The sequence below is a fragment of the Sporolactobacillus vineae DSM 21990 = SL153 genome, from assembly GCF_000377985.1.
GTDB classification, from domain to species: domain Bacteria; phylum Bacillota; class Bacilli; order Bacillales; family Sporolactobacillaceae; genus Sporolactobacillus; species Sporolactobacillus vineae.
The window spans coordinates 108,950-131,824 of record NZ_KB899042.1; the positions used below are offsets into that span (position 1 = coordinate 108,950).

At 52.5% G+C, this 22,875-nt stretch carries 23 protein-coding genes; 1 reads left to right on the top strand and 22 read right to left on the bottom strand.

The genetic code is table 11. The annotated features are described in order from the left end of the window. Positions 1-69: 69 nt before the first annotated feature. The 9 genes from rnc to D889_RS0100595 all read right to left on the bottom strand — a co-directional run bounded on the left by rnc (position 70) and on the right by D889_RS0100595 (position 7,899). Positions 70-798 carry a ribonuclease III gene (gene rnc, locus D889_RS0100550; protein WP_010630982.1) on the bottom strand — a complete coding sequence of 243 codons (729 nt, stop codon included), beginning with the start codon at positions 796-798 and terminating at the stop codon, positions 70-72. 245 nt (positions 799-1,043) lie between these two features. Beyond that, the gene (locus D889_RS0100560) at positions 1,044-1,286 is read right to left on the bottom strand and encodes an acyl carrier protein (protein ID WP_010630984.1); all 243 of its coding nucleotides are present in this window, start codon (positions 1,284-1,286) and stop codon (positions 1,044-1,046) included. Between the two features lie 79 nt (positions 1,287-1,365). Next, positions 1,366-2,112 (bottom strand): 3-oxoacyl-[acyl-carrier-protein] reductase, encoded by a 747-nt coding sequence (fabG, locus tag D889_RS0100565; protein ID WP_010630985.1) that lies wholly within the window; start codon positions 2,110-2,112, stop codon positions 1,366-1,368. Next, the gene (gene fabD / locus D889_RS0100570; protein WP_010630986.1) at positions 2,112-3,056 is read right to left on the bottom strand and encodes an ACP S-malonyltransferase; all 945 of its coding nucleotides are present in this window, start codon (positions 3,054-3,056) and stop codon (positions 2,112-2,114) included. Before fabD ends, fabG begins: the two co-directional genes overlap by 1 nt. Positions 3,057-3,130: 74 nt before the next feature. Further along, on the bottom strand, positions 3,131-3,712 hold the full coding sequence (fapR, locus tag D889_RS0100575; RefSeq protein ID WP_010630987.1) for a transcription factor FapR: 582 nt from the start codon (positions 3,710-3,712) through the stop codon (positions 3,131-3,133). Positions 3,713-3,837: 125 nt separating this feature from the next. Further along, positions 3,838-5,886, bottom strand: a complete 2,049-nt coding sequence (gene recG, locus D889_RS0100580; RefSeq protein ID WP_010630988.1) for an ATP-dependent DNA helicase RecG — start codon at positions 5,884-5,886, stop codon at positions 3,838-3,840. After that, positions 5,883-6,785 (bottom strand): L-serine ammonia-lyase, iron-sulfur-dependent, subunit alpha, encoded by a 903-nt coding sequence (sdaAA, locus tag D889_RS0100585; protein ID WP_010630989.1) that lies wholly within the window; start codon positions 6,783-6,785, stop codon positions 5,883-5,885. The genes recG and sdaAA overlap by 4 nt, the downstream gene beginning before the upstream one ends. A gap of 35 nt (positions 6,786-6,820) precedes the next feature. Beyond that, a complete protein-coding gene (gene sdaAB / locus D889_RS0100590; RefSeq protein WP_010630990.1) occupies positions 6,821-7,483 on the bottom strand; it encodes an L-serine ammonia-lyase, iron-sulfur-dependent subunit beta in 663 nt (220 codons plus the stop codon). A 17-nt stretch (positions 7,484-7,500) separates the two neighbouring features. Continuing rightward, positions 7,501-7,899: an Asp23/Gls24 family envelope stress response protein gene (locus D889_RS0100595; protein WP_010630991.1), complete on the bottom strand. Its 399-nt coding sequence runs from the start codon at positions 7,897-7,899 to the stop codon at positions 7,501-7,503. A 269-nt stretch (positions 7,900-8,168) separates the two neighbouring features. Between D889_RS0100595 and rpmB the strand changes: the two genes are divergently transcribed. Continuing rightward, positions 8,169-8,357, top strand: a complete 189-nt coding sequence (rpmB, locus tag D889_RS0100600) for a 50S ribosomal protein L28 (RefSeq protein ID WP_010630992.1) — start codon at positions 8,169-8,171, stop codon at positions 8,355-8,357. 87 nt (positions 8,358-8,444) lie between these two features. Here rpmB and spoVM read toward each other — a convergent pair whose 3' ends face one another. From spoVM to D889_RS0100665, 13 genes are all read right to left on the bottom strand, one after another. After that, a complete protein-coding gene (gene spoVM / locus D889_RS14790) occupies positions 8,445-8,525 on the bottom strand; it encodes a stage V sporulation protein SpoVM (RefSeq protein WP_010630993.1) in 81 nt (26 codons plus the stop codon). A 103-nt stretch (positions 8,526-8,628) separates the two neighbouring features. Further along, a complete protein-coding gene (locus D889_RS0100610; RefSeq protein WP_010630994.1) occupies positions 8,629-9,273 on the bottom strand; it encodes a thiamine diphosphokinase in 645 nt (214 codons plus the stop codon). Between the two features lie 59 nt (positions 9,274-9,332). Then, positions 9,333-10,217 carry a ribosome small subunit-dependent GTPase A gene (gene rsgA / locus D889_RS0100615; protein WP_010630995.1) on the bottom strand — a complete coding sequence of 295 codons (885 nt, stop codon included), beginning with the start codon at positions 10,215-10,217 and terminating at the stop codon, positions 9,333-9,335. Positions 10,218-10,250: 33 nt separating this feature from the next. Then, entirely contained in the window at positions 10,251-12,242 is a 1,992-nt protein-coding gene (gene pknB / locus D889_RS0100620) for a Stk1 family PASTA domain-containing Ser/Thr kinase (RefSeq protein ID WP_018962059.1), read from the bottom strand. After that, positions 12,239-12,985 carry a Stp1/IreP family PP2C-type Ser/Thr phosphatase gene (locus D889_RS0100625; RefSeq protein ID WP_010630997.1) on the bottom strand — a complete coding sequence of 249 codons (747 nt, stop codon included), beginning with the start codon at positions 12,983-12,985 and terminating at the stop codon, positions 12,239-12,241. Before D889_RS0100625 ends, pknB begins: the two co-directional genes overlap by 4 nt. 46 nt (positions 12,986-13,031) lie before the next feature. Beyond that, entirely contained in the window at positions 13,032-14,378 is a 1,347-nt protein-coding gene (gene rsmB, locus D889_RS0100630; protein ID WP_010630998.1) for a 16S rRNA (cytosine(967)-C(5))-methyltransferase RsmB, read from the bottom strand. Beyond that, positions 14,375-15,319 (bottom strand): methionyl-tRNA formyltransferase, encoded by a 945-nt coding sequence (fmt, locus tag D889_RS0100635; protein ID WP_010630999.1) that lies wholly within the window; start codon positions 15,317-15,319, stop codon positions 14,375-14,377. Before fmt ends, rsmB begins: the two co-directional genes overlap by 4 nt. A gap of 36 nt (positions 15,320-15,355) precedes the next feature. Further along, a complete protein-coding gene (priA, locus tag D889_RS0100640) occupies positions 15,356-17,782 on the bottom strand; it encodes a primosomal protein N' (protein WP_010631000.1) in 2,427 nt (808 codons plus the stop codon). Beyond that, positions 17,779-18,993 carry a bifunctional phosphopantothenoylcysteine decarboxylase/phosphopantothenate--cysteine ligase CoaBC gene (gene coaBC / locus D889_RS0100645; RefSeq protein WP_010631001.1) on the bottom strand — a complete coding sequence of 405 codons (1,215 nt, stop codon included), beginning with the start codon at positions 18,991-18,993 and terminating at the stop codon, positions 17,779-17,781. The genes priA and coaBC overlap by 4 nt, the downstream gene beginning before the upstream one ends. A 224-nt stretch (positions 18,994-19,217) precedes the next feature. Next, a complete protein-coding gene (gene rpoZ / locus D889_RS0100650) occupies positions 19,218-19,412 on the bottom strand; it encodes a DNA-directed RNA polymerase subunit omega (protein WP_010631002.1) in 195 nt (64 codons plus the stop codon). Next, a complete protein-coding gene (gene gmk, locus D889_RS0100655; protein ID WP_010631003.1) occupies positions 19,412-20,035 on the bottom strand; it encodes a guanylate kinase in 624 nt (207 codons plus the stop codon). The genes rpoZ and gmk overlap by 1 nt, the downstream gene beginning before the upstream one ends. Before the next feature lie 26 nt (positions 20,036-20,061). Beyond that, entirely contained in the window at positions 20,062-20,952 is an 891-nt protein-coding gene (locus tag D889_RS0100660; RefSeq protein WP_010631004.1) for a YicC/YloC family endoribonuclease, read from the bottom strand. A 97-nt stretch (positions 20,953-21,049) separates the two neighbouring features. Then, complete coding sequence (locus D889_RS0100665) at positions 21,050-22,795, bottom strand: Rqc2 family fibronectin-binding protein (RefSeq protein ID WP_193379210.1); 1,746 nt, start codon at positions 22,793-22,795, stop codon at positions 21,050-21,052. Positions 22,796-22,875 lie beyond the last annotated feature (80 nt).

Sequence of the window (22,875 nt, forward strand, 5' to 3'; positions counted from 1 at the left end):
GTTTCCATACCTGTCACAAAGTCATTCATTGAAAGTAACAAAAACAGCCGTAAGCTTCGGCTGTTTTTGTTACCCGGCGATCTTTTTTAACGCTTCGCGTGCCGCGTTCTGTTCAGCATCTTTTTTCGACTGGCCCTGTCCTGAACTGATCGCCTTACCGTCCAGCAGAACCTTTGCCAGAAAGCCCTTCTGACGCTCTCCGTCCATCTCCATCGTCACAGCGTAATCCAGTTCGCCGAGATCCTGGCGCTGTACTGTTTCCTGAAGCTGGCTTTTGAAATCCATGACATGGGAAAATGTCCCATCATCGATTCTCGGATAAACGACCTGCTTCAGAAAACGTCCGACCGCCTCCAGACCCTGGTCAAGGTAAAGTGCGCCGACAAATGCCTCAAAGACATCGCACAGGAGACCGGGACGATTCTGTCCGCCGGTTACCTTCTCGCCTCTGCCAAGAAAGATCAGCTGATCAAACGACAGGCTGGAGGCAAACATAACCAGCCCGGTTTCACAGACGATCGCCGCACGTAATTTCGTCATATCGCCCTCTGAAAGTCCCGGATAATGCTTAAACAGGTACTGGGAGACCATGAGTTCCATCACGGCGTCACCCAAAAATTCAAGACGTTCATAATTCTCAAGATTTTCTTCCCGATGTTCATTCACATAGGAGGAATGCGTGAATGCCTCAAACAGCAATTCTTCCTGATTGAATGCAAATGAAAAGCGTGCTAAAAACTGATGGATTCGACTTACCGTATCCTGATCCCGGCCTTCAGATCTTTTTGAGATCGGCATGAATCCTCACCTCCGCTAAAACAGGAACGAAATATCCGCCGAAGAATCCAACCCGATTGAACGGATTCGAAAACCGGGCGCTTGTTTCATTCGGCATTTTGTTCAAAGCTTTGCTGATCGCGGATGCTGCGCCAGTCTCCCCCATTGACTGATGCAATGAAAAACAGCCGCAGATCAACCCGGCTTTGTGTAAAAAAGCCCCGTCAGTATATGAATATAGAAACGGGACCTTACCTGTCAGTGTGTCACGATTTATGATTCTCTATGTAAGTGACGACATCACCAACAGTCTGAATTTTTTCAGCATCTTCATCTGAAATTTCCAGATTGAACTCATCTTCAAGTTCCATAACAAGTTCCACGATATCAAGAGAATCGGCGTCGAGGTCATCCTTAAATGAAGCTTCGGGTTTTACATCAGCTTCATTCACACCAAGGCGGTCGACAACGATCTTTTTAACACGAGTCAGAACATCTGTATCTGCCATGTCTTCACCCCCTCTCAAGGAATAATTAAAATTAAGAATGTGCGTATTCACCAAATGATTCAAGCATACCTAACATATTTTATTGCATTGCCATACCGCCGTCAACACTTAAAATCTGCCCGGTCATATAATTGCTGTCATCCGAAGCCAAAAAGCGTACGACCGAAGCCACATCTTCCGGCGTACCGAGACGCTGCAGCGGAATCTGTGCCTTCATCTGCTCTTTCACCTGATCAGGAAGCTCGGCCGTCATTTCCGTTATGATGAAACCTGGCGCGACCGCATTGACCGTGATACCGCGGGAAGCCACTTCACGGGCCGTTGTTTTCGTAAGCCCGATCACACCGGCTTTTGCCGCCGAGTAATTAGCCTGACCGGCGTTGCCGAGAATACCGACGACCGAAGCAATGTTGATGATCTTGCCGCTGCGCTGCCGCATCATCGGGCGCAGCGCGGCTTTGGTCACAAGAAAGACACCTTTCAGGTTGGTATTCAAAACCGCATCCCAGTCGGCTTCCTTAATGCGCATCAATAACCCGTCCCGCGTAATTCCGGCATTATTGACGACAATATCCAGATGCCCGAATTTTTTGGATACTGTTTTAATCATTTCCTGAACATCCGGCTCACTCGTCACATCGCACTGATAGACAAGTGCCTCCTGTCCCAGTTCCCGGATTTCGGCGGCAGTCTCTTCCGCACGTGCTTTGTTGCCGGCATAGTTCACGACAACAGAAGCGCCTTCACGGGCGAATGCCAGTGCGATCGCCTTACCGATGCCTCTGGATGCGCCGGTAACCAGAGCAGCTTTACCTTTAAGCCCCATTATTCCGCACTCTCCTTAAGTTTTTCCGCGGCTGCTTCCAGTGTTTCCAGACTATTGACCTGAATCGTTGTCGCCCCGCGCCGGATTTTTCGAATCAAACCGGATAATACCCTTCCCGGGCCGACTTCGACATAGGTGTCGACGCCCAGTGCAGCAAGTTTTTCAATCGATTCAGTCCAGCGTACCGGTGAATAGAGCTGTTCGATCAGATGGCTGCGAATAGCCGCTGCCGTGTGTTCCGGCTCTGCAGTACTGTTGGCAATCACCGCGATTTCCGCATTTTTCACCGGCAGTCCGTTGAGCACCTTCTCGAGCTGGGCTGCCGCAGGTTTCATCAGTGCCGAATGGAAAGGACCGCTGACCGATAGAGGAACAACACGCCGTGCGCCGGCCTCTCTGGCAAGCGCTGACGCTTTTTCAACACCGCCGACCGTACCGGAGATGACAATCTGACCGGGACAGTTCAGGTTGGCTAGCTGCACCGACTCTCCGCCCGATGCCGCCTCGCTGCAGATGTGTTCAAGCGGTTCTTTATCCATGCCCAGTACGGCTGCCATCGTGCCCCGGCCTGCCGGCACGGCTTGCTCCATCAGCTGACCACGCTGACGCACAGCAAACACGGCATCCTCAAAGTCGAGCACACCGGCTGCATAAAGGGCTGAATATTCTCCGAGACTGTGGCCGGCAAGAAAATCCGGTTTGATCCCCCTCTTTTTCAGTAAACGGTAAAGAACTGCACTGACTGTCAGCAATGCCGGCTGAGTATTCTCCGTCAGGCGCAATTTATCTTCCGGCCCGTTTGCGATCAGTTCACTGAGCCCGTAGCCAAGTTTCGTATCTGCCGCCCGGAACATTGCCTGTGCTTCCGGTTCAGCTAGCAGATCGCTGCCCATTCCGACGTACTGCGACCCCTGTCCCGGGAATACAAAAGCTGTCTTGCCCATAAAAAAACCTCCTCAGACTGGCCTGATTCTCCCGGTTTCGGGATCTTCCGGCCTTGTGAAACACATGAAACGGATTATTGCTTTGGTTTCTGACTGTTCTTTGCTGTGTGGGAACGGAACATCGTGAATCTGCCTCTGAAAACATGATCCTGACCCGCATAACTGTTCACTTCAACAATGGTCCTTACCCGTTCCTTCTGGATGACTTTTGCCTTGGCGACGACCCGCTCACCGACTCTGACCGGGCGGATAAAGTGGATTGTGGCTTTCGAAGTCAGAGCCAGATCATCGTCGATCACGGCGACAGCCAGTGAGTTCGCCTGGGCAAACAGGTGGTGCCCACGGGCAATACCGGTACGCGAGAAGGCATGCATCGGATCAATTTCCAGGATCGAAATGGCCGATTCGTCCAGTTGAAGATCCACAATATCCCCGATCACTTCATCTTCATGAAGCGCTTTGACGTCATCAAAGCGTCGTTTGGCGACATATTTGATACGCTCCCGCAATTCCGGAATGGAAAGTTCAAGCCTGTCCAGCCGAATCGTCTGGATACTGACAGAGAATCGGGCAGCCAGCTCATCATCGGTGACAAAAGGATTTTCAGCGATCGTTTGTTTCAGCGCTTCCTGACGTTCCTGTTTGTTTTTTCTCATCTCATGGACACCCTTGGTTAAGACTAGATATTAATAGTTAGTATACCATATCCGGGAACCATGGAATAGTGACACAGAATGACAGCCGCTATGAAATACGAACGAACCCTTCAGGATGTTTCATATCAGTCGAGGTTAGCCGAATCCGTAATCCCGGAATCGATCAGCGGCCGCCGCAGCTGCCGGTATACATCATCCTTCCAGAACGCCGGACTTTTTACCATTCCGGCGGCATCATCTCTGGCCGCAGCAAGTGTCTTGTAATCGTGAACCATATCCGCCAGTTTGAATTCAGGCAGCCCGCTCTGTTTTCTACCAAAAAAGTCTCCGGGTCCGCGCAGTTTCAGATCGAACGTCGACAGCTTGAATCCGTCGGAGGTTTCCGTCATGAGCCGCAGCCTTTCCTGACTGGTCTCTGATCTGGCATCGGAAATCAGGATACAGTAAGACTGATAGCTTCCGCGTCCGACGCGTCCGCGAAGCTGATGCAGCTGGGACAGCCCGAAGCGCTCGGCATCGTCAATGATCATCAGCGTGGCATTCGGTACGTCAACGCCGACTTCGACAACGGTTGTTGAGACGAGTACCTGAATCTTATTCGCTTTGAACTCGTCCATAATTGCTGCTTTCTCATCCGGAGCGAGTTTTCCATGCATCAGCCCGACCTGAAATCCGGGCAGTGCCCGGACAAGGCTGGCATGAACATCGATCGCGTTCTGAACGTCAAGCTGCTCCGATTCGGCAATCAGCGGGCAAACCACATAAGCCTGTCGCCCTTCTTTCAGCTGCTTTCTGATAAAAGCGATCAGCCGGCCGGACATATCATGACGAATCCAGTACGTCCGGATCGTTTTTCTGCCCCCTGGAAGTTCGTCAATCGTCGAGACATCCATATCGCCGAAAACAGTGATCGCCAGGGTCCTCGGAATCGGCGTTGCTGTCATATAAAGAACGCCTGGTTCTTTGCCTTTAATCCGCAGCTTTTTCCGCTGGTTAACCCCAAAGCGATGCTGCTCATCGGTGATCACCAGCCCGAGGCCGGCAAAGTGAACATCATCCTGGATCAATGCATGCGTACCCACCAGGATATCCACATGACCGGCGGCAAGTTCCTGAAGTAAAAGCTGCCGCTCTTTTCCGTGAACGTTACCGGTCAGGAGTGCGACAGTGACAGAAAAAGGGTGGAACAGCTTCTGCAGACTGTTTGCGTGCTGCTCGGCAAGGATTTCCGTCGGTGCCATCAGTGCGCCCTGATATCCGGCGGATACCGCCGCATATAGGGCAATGGCAGCGACCACCGTTTTCCCCGACCCCACATCACCCTGGAGCAGACGGTTCATCGGATAGGGTGCCTGCAGATCCTCCAGTATTTCGCCGACAACGCGTCTCTGGGCCTGAGTCAGGGCAAAGGGCAGCTGCGCCACGAATTGGTGCACTTTCTGCATGTGGATGTGGATCGACAGTCCCTTTTCCGACTTTTGACGGATTTGCCTGTGGCTCTGCATTTTCAGCTCATAGTTCAGGAATTCTTCATAGACAAGACGCCGTCTCGCCTGTTTCAGCGACTCGGGCCCGGTTGGAAAGTGGATTTCATGAATGGCGGTTTTTCGTTCCGGCAATCTGTATTTTTCGACGAACGAACGAGGCAGCGTTTCTGTGATCTGGTCGGGAAACTGTTCGAATGCCCGGCGGACCATCGTCCTCAGTCTTTGGACGGTCATCCCATCCTTCACTGAATAGACGGGCGCCATCGTTTCAGTGAAATCCTGCCGGCCGACATGAAACTCCGTTGCGGTCAGTTCCGCTCTGTTGCGATCCCATTTTCCTGTGGCCGTGACTTCTTTGCCGGGACTCAGACTTTTTTTCAGATAGGGCCGGTTGAAGGCGACAACCGTAATCAGACTGCGGCCGGCCATCATCCGGACAACGACGCGCGACCTCCTTTTTGCATAAAAGGTCAGTACCGGTTCGCTTTGAACCCTGCCGGAAACGGTCAGACTGACACCGTTTTCCGCAAACTGCGGATCTTTTATTTCATAGTTGTCATAGCGATAGGGAAAGTAGTTAAACAGGTCGGCGACTGTCCGGATACCCAGTTCATTTAAAGTCCGGACAGCCGACGGACCGACACCTTTAAGGCTGCCGATCGGAGGAGATGTTTGCGGTGCAATCATTTTTCTTCCACGGCAGGATTCTGAGCCCGCCCGCCGAAAATACGCTGTTTCAGTTCCCGGCCGGTACGGGTGTCGGCGAGCCCGCCCATCGCTGTTTCACGGAGCGCCGCCGGCATCAGTCTGCCGACCTGATACATGGCATCGATCACTTCATCGCAGGGAATCTTGCTTTTGATCCCCGCCAGTGCGATATCTGCGGCCACTATCGCTGTTGACGCGCCAATCGCATTTCTCTTGACGCAGGGTACTTCAACCAGGCCGGCGACCGGATCACAAACCAGTCCGAGCATATTACCAAGGGCAATCGCCATGGCATCGGCCGACTGTTCCGGCGACCCGCCGGCCAGCTCTACGGTGGCTGCCGCCGCCATGCCGGTTGCCGAACCTACCTCGGCCTGGCACCCCCCTGCAGCACCGGCAATTGATGCATTATTGGCGACGATAAAGCCGAATGCACCGGCAGTAAACAGAAATCGGACCATCTGGTCATGCGTCGGCTGCATGCGTTTTCTGAGCCCGAACAGCGTGCCGGGCACAACGCCGGCTGATCCTGCCGTCGGGGTGGCGCAAATGATCCCCATGGCAGCGTTGACCTCATTGGTGGCCATTGCCATGCTGACAGCCTGCAGCAGCGTATCGCCGGACAGTGACCGCCCGGATTTCAGATACGTCTGCAGACGCCGCGCATCCCCTCCTGTAAGACCGGAATGAGAACGGACCTGTTCATGAATGCCGCGATCGACGGCCTTTTCCATGACCTCAAGATTTTTCTCCATCCGGTGATAGATCTCGTCTCTGCTTTTCTGAGTCGTATCCATTTCCGAACGAATCATGATTTCAGACAAGGGCAATCCGGATTTCACGGATTGTTCCGTCAACTCTTTAACTGTCGTAAACATGAGATTACGGCTCCTTTCGCTATTTCCTTCCTTGTTCAGGATAAAACCGCCACATTCAGCATATTCTGCAGCCCGGCAATTTCGGCAGCCAGCGCTTCGCTGATTTCTTCATCCGTCTGAATCACCATTAACGCGAGATGCCCCCGCTCATGCCTTGACACTTCCATATGAGAGATGTTGATCTCATATTTTGCAATCAAACCCGCCACTTCGGCAACCGCGCCATATTTATCCCGGTGCAGGACTAAAAGAGCCGGATTGCTGCCGGTCAATGATATGGAAAAACCGTCCACTTCGGTGATTTCGATTTTGCCGCCGCCGATTGAGACGCCGACCAGCTCCAGTGTCTTCCCCCCTGCGGAGAGAATCAGTCTCGCCGTATTCGGATGCGCTACTTGTGTTTTTTGATCCGGAGTGATCGTGATCCTGATGCCTTGTTCCCGGGCAATCGTCAATGCTTCCGGCAGGCGGGTATCATTCGTGCCAAAATTAAGCAGACCGGCTGCCAGTGCCAGGTCTGTTCCGTGTCCTCTGTATGTCTCGGCAAAGGATCCATAGAGCGTGATTTCAACATGATCCGGTTTAATCCCGAATAATTTTCTTGCCGTCTTTCCGATACGGACGGCACCCGCAGTATGCGAGCTTGACGGGCCGACCATCACCGGTCCGATAATGTCAAAAACGCTTCGATATTTCATCGGTTTCTGCCTCCAGTTTAGTCACCGGCAGTTTCGGCATCTTCCGCCTGTTCCGCATCCGTCAGACGGACACCCTGCACAAAAATATTGATTGCGGCAGCTTCAATGCCCAGTGTCTGATTCAGAGTTTCTTTCACTTTGTTTTGTACCTGATAGGCGACTTCTGAAATCCTTGTCCCATAGCTGACAATAATATACATGTCGATCAGAAGATTATCCTCATCATCCAGATCAACGATGACGCCGCGGCTGAAATTTTCTTTTTTCAGTAATTCGGCGAATCCGTCTTTTAGCTGATTCTTTGATGCCATACCGACTATTCCGTAGCAGTTCAAAGCAGCCCCGCCGACAATTTTCGCAATGACCTCTGTAGAAATATCGATCTGTCCATATGTGTTATTGATTGAAATTGACACGCTCTGTTCCTCCCTGAGTCATCATTCGAGAAAGAATGATGCTGTCAGCTTTTCTGTCAGTTGCGGCACCTTGCCGCTGTTATCGTTATTTTACACTAGCTTCAGGGTTTTTTAAAGCCGGACCGAAGCCGGCTGTTCCGGATCAGTCCGCTGATTTGCCCTGTTGCGGACACCACTTTGACGTGATAATATAGAATTATTGCTGCATCTGAAAGGCCCGGATGTTAAATCAGTCCGACCTAATTATTAGCCAGGCAGGAGGTATGGAAATGGGACGTCATTGTTTTGTTACCGGAAAGACGACCAAGTTCGGTCAGAATCGTTCTTTTGCTGAAAATAAATCGAAACGGACTTTCAAAGCAAATCTTCAGAAAGTACGGATTCTTGTCAACGGTTCACCGAAGAGAGTCTATGTCTCTACAAAGGCATTGAAAGCCGGCAAAGTGGAACGTGTCTGAATGAGACGCGAACGTTTTTAAATCGTTCAAATGCAAAAAATCCATCCTCTTGATCAAGAGGATGGATTTTTTGCGTCTGCGAGTTGGTTAACCCTTCCGGAAGGAACCGAGGAGGGCTCTTACTATGCTGCCCAGGAAGCGGGGCAGTTTGATCGTATAGAATTTCATCGTCATGCTCCTCCCTGTTGCCACTGCTGCCGTGTTATCGTCTGCTTCTGAATTATATGTGACGTGCCCTGAATCTATGACCTGTGTCTCACGTCCGGGCCTTTTAAGCATCGCTGCACTGCATCATCAGCAAACAACCTGATCTCAGCGAAACAGAAAAAGTTGCCGCATCGGCCTCGTTGCTGATACACAGACTGGAACCCACAGGCAGCCCGGCATTTTTCAGCGGGTATTTAACACCTTCAAGGGTCAGCCCCTCCACTTTTTCTGAGAGCGCCAGAAAAGACAGGTAATGATAGTCAGGGTCATTACTTACATGATATGTACCGGGCATGAGTAAAGTGACCCGGTTGAGCGTGTCAATCAGGGCACAGCGGATCCCGGCACGTGCGACACGCAGGAGGATCTGAACCGCCGCCAGCTCATGATCGATACGTCCCCCGGTTGCGCCGAAAATCAGCAGTAACTCAGGCTTCTTGCCGACTGCCCAGTCAACAGCAATTTCCAGATCCGTCTGATCCTTTTCAGGCTGAAAGGTACGCAGCTCGGTACCGCTGTGAAAGACGGCATTTTTCTCCGGCCCGTGAACCGAGTCGAAATCACCGAACGCGTGTTTTGGCTTGATACCCGACTTCAGCAGGACAAACGTGCCGCGATCCGCACCGATCCAGTCGAAGTCATGATATTCCGGTGCGGTCAGATCAGGAATCCTTGCTTCAGGTCCTCCGGCCACAATTGCCAGTTTCATTTCAGATCATTCCCTTCCGACTGAAAATCATTTGGTCTCCCGAAAGTCTCTTTCACCGGTCAGTAGAGTTTCCTCTTATTTTTAATCTCGTGATAAAAGAAGCAGTAATGGTCATAACGTTTCGGATCTATATCACCTGTCTCAACCGCATGTTTCACGGCACAGTCCGGTTCGGCAATATGTGTACACGTTCTGAACCGGCAGGACGGACTGAACGGTGAAAATTCGGGAAAACATCCGGCCAGTTCTGAAGCATCAATCTGTGTGACATCGAGCGAGCTGAACCCGGGTGTATCGGCGACAAAACCGGATCTGCCGATCTGAAGCAATGCCACATGCCTTGTTGTATGTTTGCCGCGTCCGAGTGCATGGGAAATACTTTGCGTTTCTATATTCAGGGTCGTATTGATCTGATTGAGCAGAGAAGATTTCCCCACACCGGACTGGCCGGTAACTACGGTCACTTTTCCATCCAGAATCTGTCTGAGCTCATCGATGCCGGTGTGCGCTTTGCTCGATGTAACAATGACCGGGTAACCGGCATGACGGTAAACAGACAGTTGCTTCTTTAGTAGCGATTCCTGATCCTCACTCAATAGATCTTCTTTAGTCAGGCAGATCACAGAATGGATCCGGCTTGCTTCCATGATGATGAGAAAGCGGTCGAGCAACTGGCTGTCAAACTCCGGTTCGCTGACTGAAAAAACGAGCAGTGCCTGGTCGATATTGGCAATCGGCGGGCGGCTCAGAAAATTTTTTCGCGGCCGGATGGACATAATATAGCCGTCAGAAGGATTCTCCGCCTCATAAACCACGTGATCGCCGACAAGTGGTGTCACTCCGCGTTTTCGGAATATTCCTCTGGCCCGGCACTGAATCTGACGGTCGCCGGTCTTCACATAATAATAGCCGCTCAGTGCTTTGATGATCGTGCCTTCAGCCATCGTTCATTTCTCCTTATCTGAGAATCTCCGGGCTCAGCCCGGATAGTCAACCGTTCCGTTTTTCGCCGGCCGATTGTCGATCAGGATCTGATAAGTGCCTTTTTTCCCGGGATTAATGGTAAACGGAATGGTATACGTCTTCGTACTCGTAATCTCCTCATCGATAAAGAGTGCGTTTTGGTGATTCGCATCCGTATAATAGATCTGTACATGTGCAGGCTGGCTGCTGCTGTCGTTCCCATTGCCATTGCCATTGCCATTACCATTTCCATTACCGTTCTTCTGGTAAACGACCTTGATCGGTTTGTCAATCTCTTTTGGCTCCGGCTGCTCTCCCTTTGAAAGTGAGATAACAACCGTTGTTCCGCTTGCTACACGGCTGCCCGCCGCAGGCTGCTGGGTGACCACCTGATTCTTCGGGATGACCGGCGAGTAGCTGCCCGCTGAAAAGTCGGCCTTGAGGCTCATACTGTTCAGTTGCTGAGTGACTTCTTCTTTTGTCTTTCCTGTCAGATCCGGTACCGTGATGCCGGTGCTGTAAGTCAGGTGCACCGTCGTATTTCCCGGCACGACATGCTGACCCGCGCGAGGTGTCTGACGGATGACTTCACCTTCAGGAACGCTTGTCGACGTCTCGCCTGTCCAGACGACATTTTTATATCCGGCATCCAGAAGCGTTTGAGCTAATGAATCCCTGCTGTAACCGATATAATTCTCTACCGTGATTTTCTGGGCTCCTGAACTGACAAACAGAGTGACCTTCGTACCTGACTTGACTTCTGCGCCGGCTTCCGGATTCTGGCTGACTACATTCCCCTTTTTCACTTTTGAGCTGGATTGATTTCGGCGCACGATACTCAGATTCCGGCTGTCTATTATTTTTCCCGCTTCCGCAAACGTTTTTCCGGTTACTGAAGGAACGGTCACATTGCTGACATAGAGCATCTTCGGAAGTACGGTGAGCCCGATTACCAGACCGGTGATGATCAGGAGCATCAGAACGCCTGTGAATGTCAGCCACTTCCGGACTCCTGATTTCTTTTTCTTTTTTCCCTCCGTACCGGGTGCTGTCTTTTCGGCTGAGGACGGGGCAACAGCATAGCCGGCTGACTGAAGCGTGCTGATCTTGATCGTTCTCTCATCATCGTCGGCTGCTTCTTCCGGCATCGTTTCGTTCAGTATCAGACGCCTTTCACCGGCGCGCTGCGGCTCAAGCGATGTCCCCAGATCATGGTACATTTCCATGACTGAGGCATACCGGTCCAGCGGTATCTTGGCCGTGGCCCGGATCACGATGTTCTCGACACTCTGAGGAATCTCCGGTCGTGTTTCCCGCGGATAGGGCATCGGCTCATTCAGATGTTTCAGTGCGACGGAAACAGGAGATTCTCCGGGAAAGGGCAGCCTTCCGGTTAAAAGTTCGAACATGACAATGCCCAGTGCATAGATATCCGACTTGACGGTTGCTTTCCCCCCCCGTGCCTGTTCCGGCGACAGATAATGCGCCGATCCGAGAATCGAATGCGTGTAGGTGATCGTCGCACTGCTGACAGCCATTGCAATGCCGAAATCCGTCACTTTCACATTTTCCGATGCATCAATCAGTATGTTATGAGGTTTGATATCGCGATGAACAATGCCATGCTGGTGGGCATGAGCGATAGCCAGTGTGATCTGTTCCATAATATGTACGGCTTCGCTTACTTTAATCGGGGAATACTGCCGGATAAACGCTTTCAGGCTCATGCCCTGCACGTATTCCATGACGATATAATAACAGTCTTCTTCTTCCCCGATATCATAGATGGCCACAATATTCGGATGGGATAAACTGGCGACAGATTCGGCTTCCCGGTGAAAGCGTTTGATAAACTCCTGATCGCCGGCGAGATCCGAGCGAAGAATTTTTACGGCAACCAGGCGATCAAGAATCAGATCCTTTGCCTTATAAACAATAGCCATTCCGCCTTCCCCGAGGCGGGATAGAATTTCGTATCTTCCACCGATACGCCTGCCGATCATCATTGATCACCACCCTTGCCGTGATCAATGATAATCAGCGAGATATTATCTTCCCCGCCGGCCTCATTGGCTTCGCGGACCATCGCTTCGGCTCGGTCCTTCAATAATTGATCCCCGCCGAGCAGCTCGCCGATCCGCTCATCCGGAAGCCTGTTCGTGAGCCCGTCGGAGCAGATGAGGATTTTTGAATCCTGCGGCCAGTCAAGCGTCGTCGTATCCAGTTCAATCGCCGGCTGCGTCCCGAGCGCCCGCATCAGAATATGCCGTTCGGGATGAACTTCCGCATCGGCACGTGAAATCTGTCCGGTCTTCACCAGTTCGTTCACCAGAGTATGGTCTTCGGTAACCTGTTTCATCTGATTCCCGGACTGCCACAAATAGACCCGGCTGTCTCCGACCGTCGAGACGACTACATAATCCTTCCCGCAAAACACAGCTGCAACCGTCGTGCCCATACCGCGGCATTCGGCATGCTGCTCAGCATAATCATAGATCCGGACATTCATGGAACGTACCAGCTGATTCATCCATGCCACTGCCTCAGCGCGGGAAAAGTCTTCCTTCAGCGCCTTCCATTTTTGTTCAGCAACAGCTGCAGCCAGTCGGCTCGCCACCTCTCCGGCAACATGGCCGCCCATACCGTCGGCAACAATCCCGAGAAGCTGCGTCCGGCTTCTGAATATCCGGACACTGTCCTCATTATTTGTTCTTACTTTTCCTGTGTCTGTTGCAAATACAGCTTCCATTGTCCACACTCCCGTACGGGTTGTTCCGTTTCCTACAAATCCTGTGCTACTTTCTTCGCAGGCATCCGATAAAAAAGCCGTCGGTATTGAACTGAAAAGGAAACAGCTGAATCATACTGCTGTCCGGGGTCACGCGGCACTGTTTCAGTGCCTCAGGCAACCGACGGAAAAAATCGGGTTCCCATTCAAATTCAGGGTGCCGCGACAGGAAGCCGGTGAGCCGGCGGTCGTTCTCATCCCGGTTCACGGTGCAGGTACTGTAAACCAGCCAGCCGCCGGACCTGACCAGTGTTGATGTACGCTCGAGCAGGGCGTTCTGGATTTCAGCCAGATGTCCGAGATCCTCCGGTGACTTATCCCATCTGATCTCAGGTTTTCGGCGGATCACGCCAAGTCCCGAACACGGAACATCCAGCAGCAGCCGGTCAAATGAAGCCGGACTGAAAAAAGAACCGGCTTCCCGTGCATCCATTGCTTTTGTCCGGATATTCGTCACGCCAAGCCGTTTTGCCGACTGATCGATCAGTTTCGTTTTATGTTCATGAAGGTCCAGTGCAATGATTTGACCGCTGTTTTGCATCCGTTCGCCCAGGTGCGTCGTCTTCCCGCCCGGTCCGGCACAGGCATCAAGTACGGTCATGCCTTTCTCCGGCGCAACGGCGTCGGCAACGAGCATCGAGCTTTCATCCTGAATCGTCATCAGACCGGTCGCAAATGCCCGGGTCCCGGCGATATGTCCGCCTTTAATCTCCAGACAGTCGGGGGACAGCCTGCCGGGTTCGGTCTGCATTCCATCCTGTTCAAGGATGGCTTCCAGTTCATGCCGGTCGGTATGGAGCCGGTTGACGCGAACAAAAGACGGAGGTGCCTGATTGTCGCTCTCTGCGATCTTAACCGCGGTATCGCTGTCCCACTGGCCGGCCCAGAGTGAGAGCAGCCATTCCGGATGGCTGTACTGAATCGATAACCGTTTGCTTTCCGGCTGGATCCGGTTCAGATCCGGGACCCCTTCGCGCAGGAATCGCCGGAGCACTGCATTGACAAAACCGACGATCCCATGATGTCCCCGTTTTCCGGCGATCCGCGCGGCTTCATTCACAATGGCATGATCGGGAATCCGGTCCAGATAGATCTTTTGGTAGAGGGACAGGCGAAGCAGCAGATCAACCCACAGGTCAGGTTTCTTTCCGGATACGTAAAAAGCCAGTATGTAGTCAAGCGTACGGCTGTGCTGAAGCACGCCGTAAACCAGGGTCGTCACCAGTGCCTTGTCACGGCCATTCAGCGATGCTGATGAAAGCATCTCATTGAGGGCAATCTGACTGTATGATTTGTTTTTTGAAATAGAAAGCAGAAGGTCAAGCGCGGTCTCACGCGCAGACTGCCGGTTCATTCCCGGTTCCCCAGAACGGTTCCGGGTTTCAGTTCCCGGCCCCGCAGGAAATCTGCCGCACCCATCCGTTTTTTCCCTGCCGGCTGACACTTTTTAATCTCCAGCCAGCGGCCGTCGCCGGCAGCAGCAAGCAAACGGTCGTCATCAGTCCTGACCAGCAGGCCGGGGGTTCCCTCCCGTTTCACGTCACTGGACAGAGCAGAGAAGATTTTGAAAACATTGCCTTCAAAGTAGGTAAACGCACCCGGGAACGGGTTCAGCCCGCGGATCAGATTCCGTATTTCATCCGCCGGCCGGTTCCAGTCAATCTTCTCATCTTCATGTTTGATGCTTGGTGCGAAGGTGGCCAGGTCTTCATCCTGAACGACCGGATGAAGACGGCCCTGTTCAAGCTCAGGGAGCGTCTTCATCAGCAGTTCGCTGCCGGCCGCACTCAGTTTGTCGTGAAGGGAACCAAACGTATCCTCATCAGTAATCGGCACCCGGATCTGGGATAGAATATCGCCGGCATCCAGTTTCTTCACCATGTACATAATTGTAACGCCGGATTCCTTTTGCCCGTCGATGATCGCCTGCTGGATCGGCGCGGCTCCTCTGTACGACGGGAGCAAAGACGCGTGGACATTGATGCAGCCGAGACGCGGCCCGTCAAGCAGCGACTGCGGCAGAATCTGTCCATAGGCCGCTGTGACCAGAAGATCAGGCGCGTAAGCGAGAATAGCTGCCACTGCTTCGGGTTTGCGCACCTTCTCCGGCTGAAGCACCGGAATGTCATACTGTTCCGCCAGAACCTTCACAGGCGAAGCGGTCAGCTTCTGTTTTCTGCCCTTCGGCCGGTCCGGCTGCGTCACGACGCAGACCACATCGTACGCCGGATCGTTAATTAAGTTTTGCAGCACAGGAACTGAAAAGTCAGGCGTCCCCATATAAACGATTTTCATTAATGACTCATCCTTTGCGTTCGCCCGGTTGCCGACTTACATCAGGGATACCGGGTTCATATCAATTGAAAGCTGTAATCCATTTTTGCCGGTCTCCTTGAAGTGCTGCATGATTTGGTGCAGCACCGGCAGAAGTTTCGGTTCTCTTTTGTATTTTACCATGCACTGAAAACGATATCTATCTTTGATCCGGGCAACTGACGGAACAGCCGGGCCCAGGACCCTGACGGAAGAAGACAGGCTATTTCTGAGAATCGAGGCGATGCGTTCTGACGCACCGGCAGCCTGTGCTGCCTCCGGGTGCGTCACGGTAATCAATGTCAGATAATAAAACGGAGGATAGCCGAGACGATGGCGAATTTGCATCTCTTCCTGATAGAACCGGTTGAAGTCATTGGCCGCCGCATCGGTGACGGCGTAGTGATCCGGCGAATAACTCTGGATCACCACTTCGCCGGGCAGATCATGCCTGCCGGCGCGTCCGGAAACCTGTGTCAGTAATTGAAAGGTCTTCTCCGATGCGCGGAAGTCCGGCAGGTAGAGCATTGAATCCGCCGCGAGCACACCGACCAGCGTGACTTCCGGAAAATCCAGTCCCTTGGCAATCATCTGAGTGCCCAGGAGGATATCTGCCTGATGCTCGCCGAATCGCCGCAGCAGCTTTTCATGTCCGCCCTTCCTGCCTGTCGTGTCGACATCCATCCGAATGACGCGGGCTTCAGGCATCAGCCGGTTCAACTCAGCCTCCACCTTCTGGGTCCCTGTGCCAAAATAGCGCATAGCGTCGCTCCCGCATGAAGGGCAGGCATCGGGAACACGGGTTTCATAGCCGCAGTAGTGGCATTTAAGCAGATGACTGGCCCGATGATAAGTCAGCGAAATGTCACAGTGCGGACACTTAATGACCGTGCCGCATGACCGGCACATGACGAATGTGGCGTAACCGCGCCGGTTGAGGAAGAGGACGGTCTGTTCATGCCGTGCAACACGTTCCTGCAGCTTTGTAAAAAGTTCCTTTGAAAATACGGAATGATTTCCGTCCCGCATCTCCTCACGCATATCGACAATATCCACCGGCGGCAGAGGATGATGGTTGAAGCGTTCCTTCAGAGTCAGCAGCTGGTAAACTTTCTTCCGGGCGCGGGCGTAAGACTCCAGAGACGGCGTGGCACTGCCGAGCACTACCGGACAATGATTGCGGGCAGCGCGGTGAATCGCCACATCACGGGCATGGTAACGCGGAATGTCTTCCTGTTTATAACTGGATTCGTGCTCTTCATCGATAATGATCAATCCGAGATTCTCAAATGGGGCGAACACAGCGGACCTTGCACCGACCGCCACGCTGACCCGTCCTTCCCGAATCCGGCGCCACTCATCATATTTCTCTCCCCGGCTCAGACCGCTGTGCATGACCGCTACCTGGTTGCCGAACCGTCCTTTGAACCGGTGAACCATCAGCGGTGTCAGAGAAATCTCCGGAACAAGTACGATCGCCTGCCGTCCTTTATCGATCACGCGTTGAATCGACTGCAGATAGAGTTCGGTTTTTCCGCTGCCTGTTACCCCGTGACACAGAAAGACGTTCGTCTCTTGACGATCAACCGAGCGGATGATCGGCCGGATGGCTTTCTCCTGCTCGTCGGTCAGCGGCAGGGGTTGGGTCCGTTCTTCTTCGTCAAGGGCTTCATACGGATTCCTGAATTGTTCTTTCTTCTCTTCTGTGAAAAGCCCTTTCGCGGTCAATGCGTGGAGTGCCTGTCGTGAAAGGCCTTGTTTCGTGACCAGTTCCGAAACCGGATATTTCTGGTCCGGTTCATTCCGGCTGATGAAAAAACGCAGCACGTCTCTTTGCCGTTCCGAACGCGATTCTGTTTTTTGCAGAAACGCCTCAAGCCTTTCTTTTGACACAGAAGCCGAAATCACCGTTCTTTTCCGGATCCTTGCCTGATTCTGCACGTTCTGGCGGACACTGAGTACGCCGTCATTGATCGCCCTTCTGATGCGATCGAGTTTCTGCGGATCCGGAAGTGTCAGGAGCCGGCGCCACCCGATGAAGTCTTTAGAAAACAGGGGAATCAGCTCCGGAAATTCCCGATCCAGCCTGGTCCGGTCTGCAACGGTGACCTGTTTCTCATAGCTTGCCTTCATCACGGCAGGGAGCATCGCCTGATAAGCCGACACCGTCGGGCAAAGCGTCGTCTCTGCAAGCCAGTTGCCGAGACCCAGCAGTTCCGGTGTCAGCACCGGGACCGGATCAATCACCTGACTGACTTTCCGCAGCTTCTTCAGTTCGGAAGACGCCTTCACCGCGGTCACAAAGCCCAGCCGTCTGGTTCGTCCAAAGGGCACCGTGACCCGTATTCCCGGGCAGACCAGATGAACGAGTTCATCTGGTATTTGATAGTCGAACGGCTTGTCTACCGAGCCGGCAGGAATATCGATATAAATTTCAGCAATCATTGCTGTTCCCTTTTCCTCAGAAGTTCGGCGACAGCATGAACAATGTGCGCCGCCACACTCTTTTTGGTCATTTGCTCAAAACGCTGTTTTTCCCCGCTGGCAAAGAAAAAAGTCACCAGATTCGTATCCCCGCCGAATCCATGGACCGCATCGTTAGCCACGAGAAAATCCACATTCTTTTTTTTCAGTTTCTCAATCGCGTGCTCCTCAAGTTTCTCCGTCTCGGCGGCGAATCCGACGAGCACCTGATCCTTCTTTTTCCGGCCCAGTTCAAGAAGAATATCCGGGTTGCGCACCATACGGACGAGCAGCGGACCATCCTGCTTTTTAATTTTACTGGTGCTCACCTGTTCGGGCCGGTAGTCGGAGACGGCTGCAGCTTTGACGACCGCATCGGTATGTTCAAACCGGGCGGCGACGGCCTGACGCATCTCTTCGGCAGAGGTGACCCGGATCAAGGTCACGCCATGCGGCGCTTCAAGGGCAACCGGTCCGGAAACCAGCGTCACTGATGCCCCTGCCTGAGCCGCCGCTTCGGCAATGGCAAATCCCATTTTCCCGCTCGAACGGTTGCTGAAGAAGCGAATCGGATCCAGTGCCTCACGGGTCGGTCCGGCAGTCACCAGGATGTTTTTCCCATCAAGCGCATGCCGGCTCATATCAGTTTCAGTAAAATAGGCCTCCAGCTCCTTCAGAATCGCAGCCGGTTCGCTCATCCGCCCTCTTCCTGTCCAGCCGCAGGCCAGACGCCCCTGATCGGGTCCGATCAAGTGACAGCCATAGGTTTCCAGGGTGCGGAGATTTGCCTGAACTGCCGGATGCCGATACATGTTGACATTCATTGCCGGTGCAATCCAGACCGGGCATTTCGCCGCTAATGCAACAGCGCTCAGCATATTATCGGCGGCACCGGCAGCCAGTTTGGCAATGGTATTGGCTGTGGCCGGTGCGATCAGTACCAGATCTGCGGAATCAGCCAGATCGATATGGGCGATTTGCCCGTCCTGCTCATCGGCAAAAACCGATTCACTGACCGGATGCCTTGTTAATGCCTGAAAGGTTGCAGCGCCGATAAATCGTGTTGCCTCAGCGGTCAGGATCACATGTACCTGAGCACCGGACTGAACGAGACGGCTTGCCAGTTCAGCCGCCTTATAGGCAGCAATCCCCCCGGTAACGCCAAGCACGATATTTCTTCCTTTCAAATTCACTAGAACCACCTCTCCTGTCACAGCGATCTCTGTCTCCAATGGTCATTCAGGTACGTTCTGTTCAAAAGTAACTGCTGCCGCTCCGCCTTTTGGCGCTGCAGGTGCAAGACCCTTGCAGGATCTGCACCTGCAGCGGAAAATAGCAGCGGGGTTAATCGAGCTTTCAGGTAAAAAAACAACAACCCTTCACAGGTTGCTGCCTCTTTTTCATGTTGTTCAGTTCATCAGCGTTTAAACGTCAGCAACCCGGCATTAACCTCTTCGAGTGCCTGACCGACGGCTTTAACCGAACGCGGATGCTCCAGCATCAGTTTGCCTGTGCCGTCCTGCAGCTGGCGTGCCCGTTTTGCAGAGAGTGAAACAAGCGTATACGTTGAATCAATTTTTTTCAAAAGATTGTCAATCGACGGATAAATCATCATAATGAATCAGCTCCTTCATTATTCTTATATTTTTCGATCAGGCGGTCGACGCGGCAATGTTCGGCGAGAACGATCGATTCAATCCGGTCGCACGCCTTCTCCACTTCGTCATTTTCAACCACGTAATCATAGTTTTCCATTAATTCCATTTCAGAACGGGCGACCGTCATCCGGCTCTCGATCAGATCGGCGGTTTCTGTTCCCCGGCCGATAATCCGCTTCTTCAGCTCGTGAAGATTCGGGGGTGCGAGAAAAATAAACAGGGCCTGGGGAAATTTCTTTTTGATCTGAAGCGCGCCCTGAACCTCTATCTCAAGAATAACGTCGCGGCCGTCTTCCACGGTCTTCCGGACGTAGTCAACCGGCGTTCCGTAATAATTGCCGACGTACTCCGCCCATTCCAGCAGTTCGCCGTCACGGATCATCTGCTGAAACTGCTCTCGGGTTCGGAAAAAATACTGAACACCGTCGCTTTCGCCTTCTCTGGGCTTACGGGTGGTTACCGAAATTGAATAGTGAAGACTGGTTCCCCGGGCTCTGAGTGCCTTGCACACAGTACCTTTCCCGACACCGGACGGTCCGGAAAGAACCACGAGCAACCCTTTTTCCTTAAAACCCATTTCATTTGCCTCCAACCATTATAGCATCATTCAATATTCTGAACCTGTTCGCGCAATTTTTCAATCTCGCTTTTTAACAGAACCACTTTGCGGCTGATCTCGGCATCGTTGCCCTTTGACCCAATCGTGTTCATTTCGCGGTTCATTTCCTGAGTCAGAAAGTCAAGTTTCCGGCCGACGGGTACCGACTCGGAAGAATTGGACAGGAACAGCCGGAACTGCGCCAGATGGCTTTTCATACGGGTCAATTCCTCGTCAATCGCCGACTTATCGGTAAATACGGCGATCTCATTCATCAGCCGGTCCTCATCAAGCTCGTGGCTGTCCGCCAGAAACTCGGTAATATGCTCGCGCAGCCTTCGCGCATAATGACGGTGTACCTCAGGGGCATACGCTTCAAGAGCGCCGACCTCATTTGCAATGAAGTCGGCTTTCGCGATCAGATCCGTTCTGAGCTGTTCGCCTTCATTACGGCGCATCTCCTGCATCTGCCGGCAGGCCTGTCTGACAGCCTTGAGCACAATGGCTTCTGCCTGTTTTGCGGTCTGGGTGTCCGGCTCTCTTACGGTAAAGATGCCGGGAAGCGTCAATACAGCGCTTAAGTCCCATCCGGAAGTACCGCTGCGTTTTTCAAGATCTTTTGCCGCCTGCAGATACTGATCGGCCAGCGCCCAGTCCGTATTCAGTTTAGGTTCAGCTGCTGCTCCCCCATCCAGGGTCAGATATAATGTGAGCGAGCCCCGCTGAAAAAATGAATGGATTTCATTTCTAATCCGGTTCTCAAGGTACAGGAAAGGACGCGGCAAATTCATCGAAAGATCGAAAAAGCGGTGATTCACCGACTTTAGTTCCGCCCTGGCCGTAGCATCATTATCGCTGATCACAGCCGAACCGTATCCGGTCATACTGTTGATCATCCAATCACTTCCATCTCACTATTTTATACAATCCTGTACCTTACAGGCAAGTCAAAGTCCTCTGCATTCAGGCTTCGCATCGGCCCATGCTTCAGAGTTAGCTTTTTGATGGCTGCCCGTCAGACGGAACAGTCGGTTTTTTCATGAGTTTCAGAACAAGCGATTCATCAGGTGTAACGAACAGCGTCCGCTGATCCGTATAAATCACAAAACCCGGTTTGGCACCGGACGGTTTTTTCACATATCTTACCCGTGTATAGTCGACCGGAACACCGCTGCCCATTCGTGATTTACTAAAAAATGCCGCCAGACACGCCGCTTCGGTTAACGTCTTTTCCGTCGGATGCGCCGACCGGATAATCACATGGGAACCGGGACTGTTCTTGGTATGGAGCCAGGTGTCGTCCCGTCCGGCGACCTTCGTCGTCAGATAATCATTTTGTTTATTATTCTTTCCCGCCAGAATAACGGTACCGTCCGAGGCATAGTAATGATCAATCTGTGGGCGGGTGTTCTTTTTCCTGAAGGACTTTCCGCGCTTTTTCCTGAGATAGCCGCCCTCTTCCAGTTCCTCACGGATTTCGGCGATATCCTTCAGCGAAGCGGATTCAATCTGCTGCTGCAGCGTATCGAAATAGTCGATCTCCTGTTTCGTCCGGTCGATCTGGCCGGCAACCACTTTTCTGGCTGTCTTGGCTTTTGTGTATTTTTTGAAATAAGCCTGCGCATTTTCCGACGGGGTCCGGTTCGGATTCAGTTTAATTTTGACGGTCGCCTGGTTTTCGTCATAATAGTTCACTGCCTGAACGGAGAGGTCACCCCGTTTGAAGAGGTGCATATTCGCCGTCAGAAGTTCGCCGCTGAGACGGAATTCATCCGCATTTTCCGCCTGATCAAGCGTTTTTTCAAGCTTCTTGAGTTTGTTCTTATTCTTCTTCAGTTCTAGCGAGATAAAGTGGCCCAGATCGCCGGCCTTCTGTTTGACCGCGTCGGTTTCCGATTTAACCAGATAGAAGTGGTCGAGCATCTCATTGACATCGGTAAATTGCTCTTTGCGGCCGTCCAGACATGTCAGATCGAGTACATGGCACTCGTCTTTTCCATTCTTTCCATAAATGATTGTCGGTGCGTAGTCATTTTCACGAATGGCCTGCAGCACCTCGCCGAATGCTCGGGCAACCGATTCCTGGTTCGGCAGTCCGGCTCGCTGCATCACTTCCCGGCCGATCAGCGGCGAAAAGCCTTCCACGAGGCCGACAATCTGCCGCTCCGTTTTCCCGCTGTTCCATTCAATACGCGCGATCAGATCTTGTACGCTCATCTCAAGCGGGTTCATCTTTCCCTGATCCGGGGGCGCGACATAGGTTTCTCCGGGCAGAACCGTCCGGTAGCGGTTCACTGCCGGTGTGAGATGCTTCATGCTGTCAATGATCCGCCCTGTCGGTTTGTCAATCAGAATGACATTGCTGTGACGCCCCATCAGCTCAATAATCAGCTGCTTTTGAGTCAGGTCGCCGAACTCGTTTCTCGCCCGCAGATCAATGTGCACAATGCGTTCAAAGCCAACCTGTTCGATCGAATCAATCACGCTGCCTTCAAGATGCTTGCGCAGAAGCATGCAGAACATCGGCGGCTTCTCCGGATTTCCTTCGACCAGCCGGGTTAAATGGAGCCGCGCGAAAGCCGCGTTGATTGAGATCAGCAGCTTTCCCCGTGCGTTTCGTGAACGCATGTGGAGAACAAGGTCCGTCTGAGTCGGCTGATATATTTTCGTAATCCGGCCGCCGGTAAATCCCTGAATGCTTTGCACGACAGCGCGGGTGACAATTCCATCATATGCCAAATTTTTCACCACTTTCAAAAAAAACGGGCATCATCTGCTCGTTTTCTGCTTCCTATGTACCAGAATATTATTGTCTCACT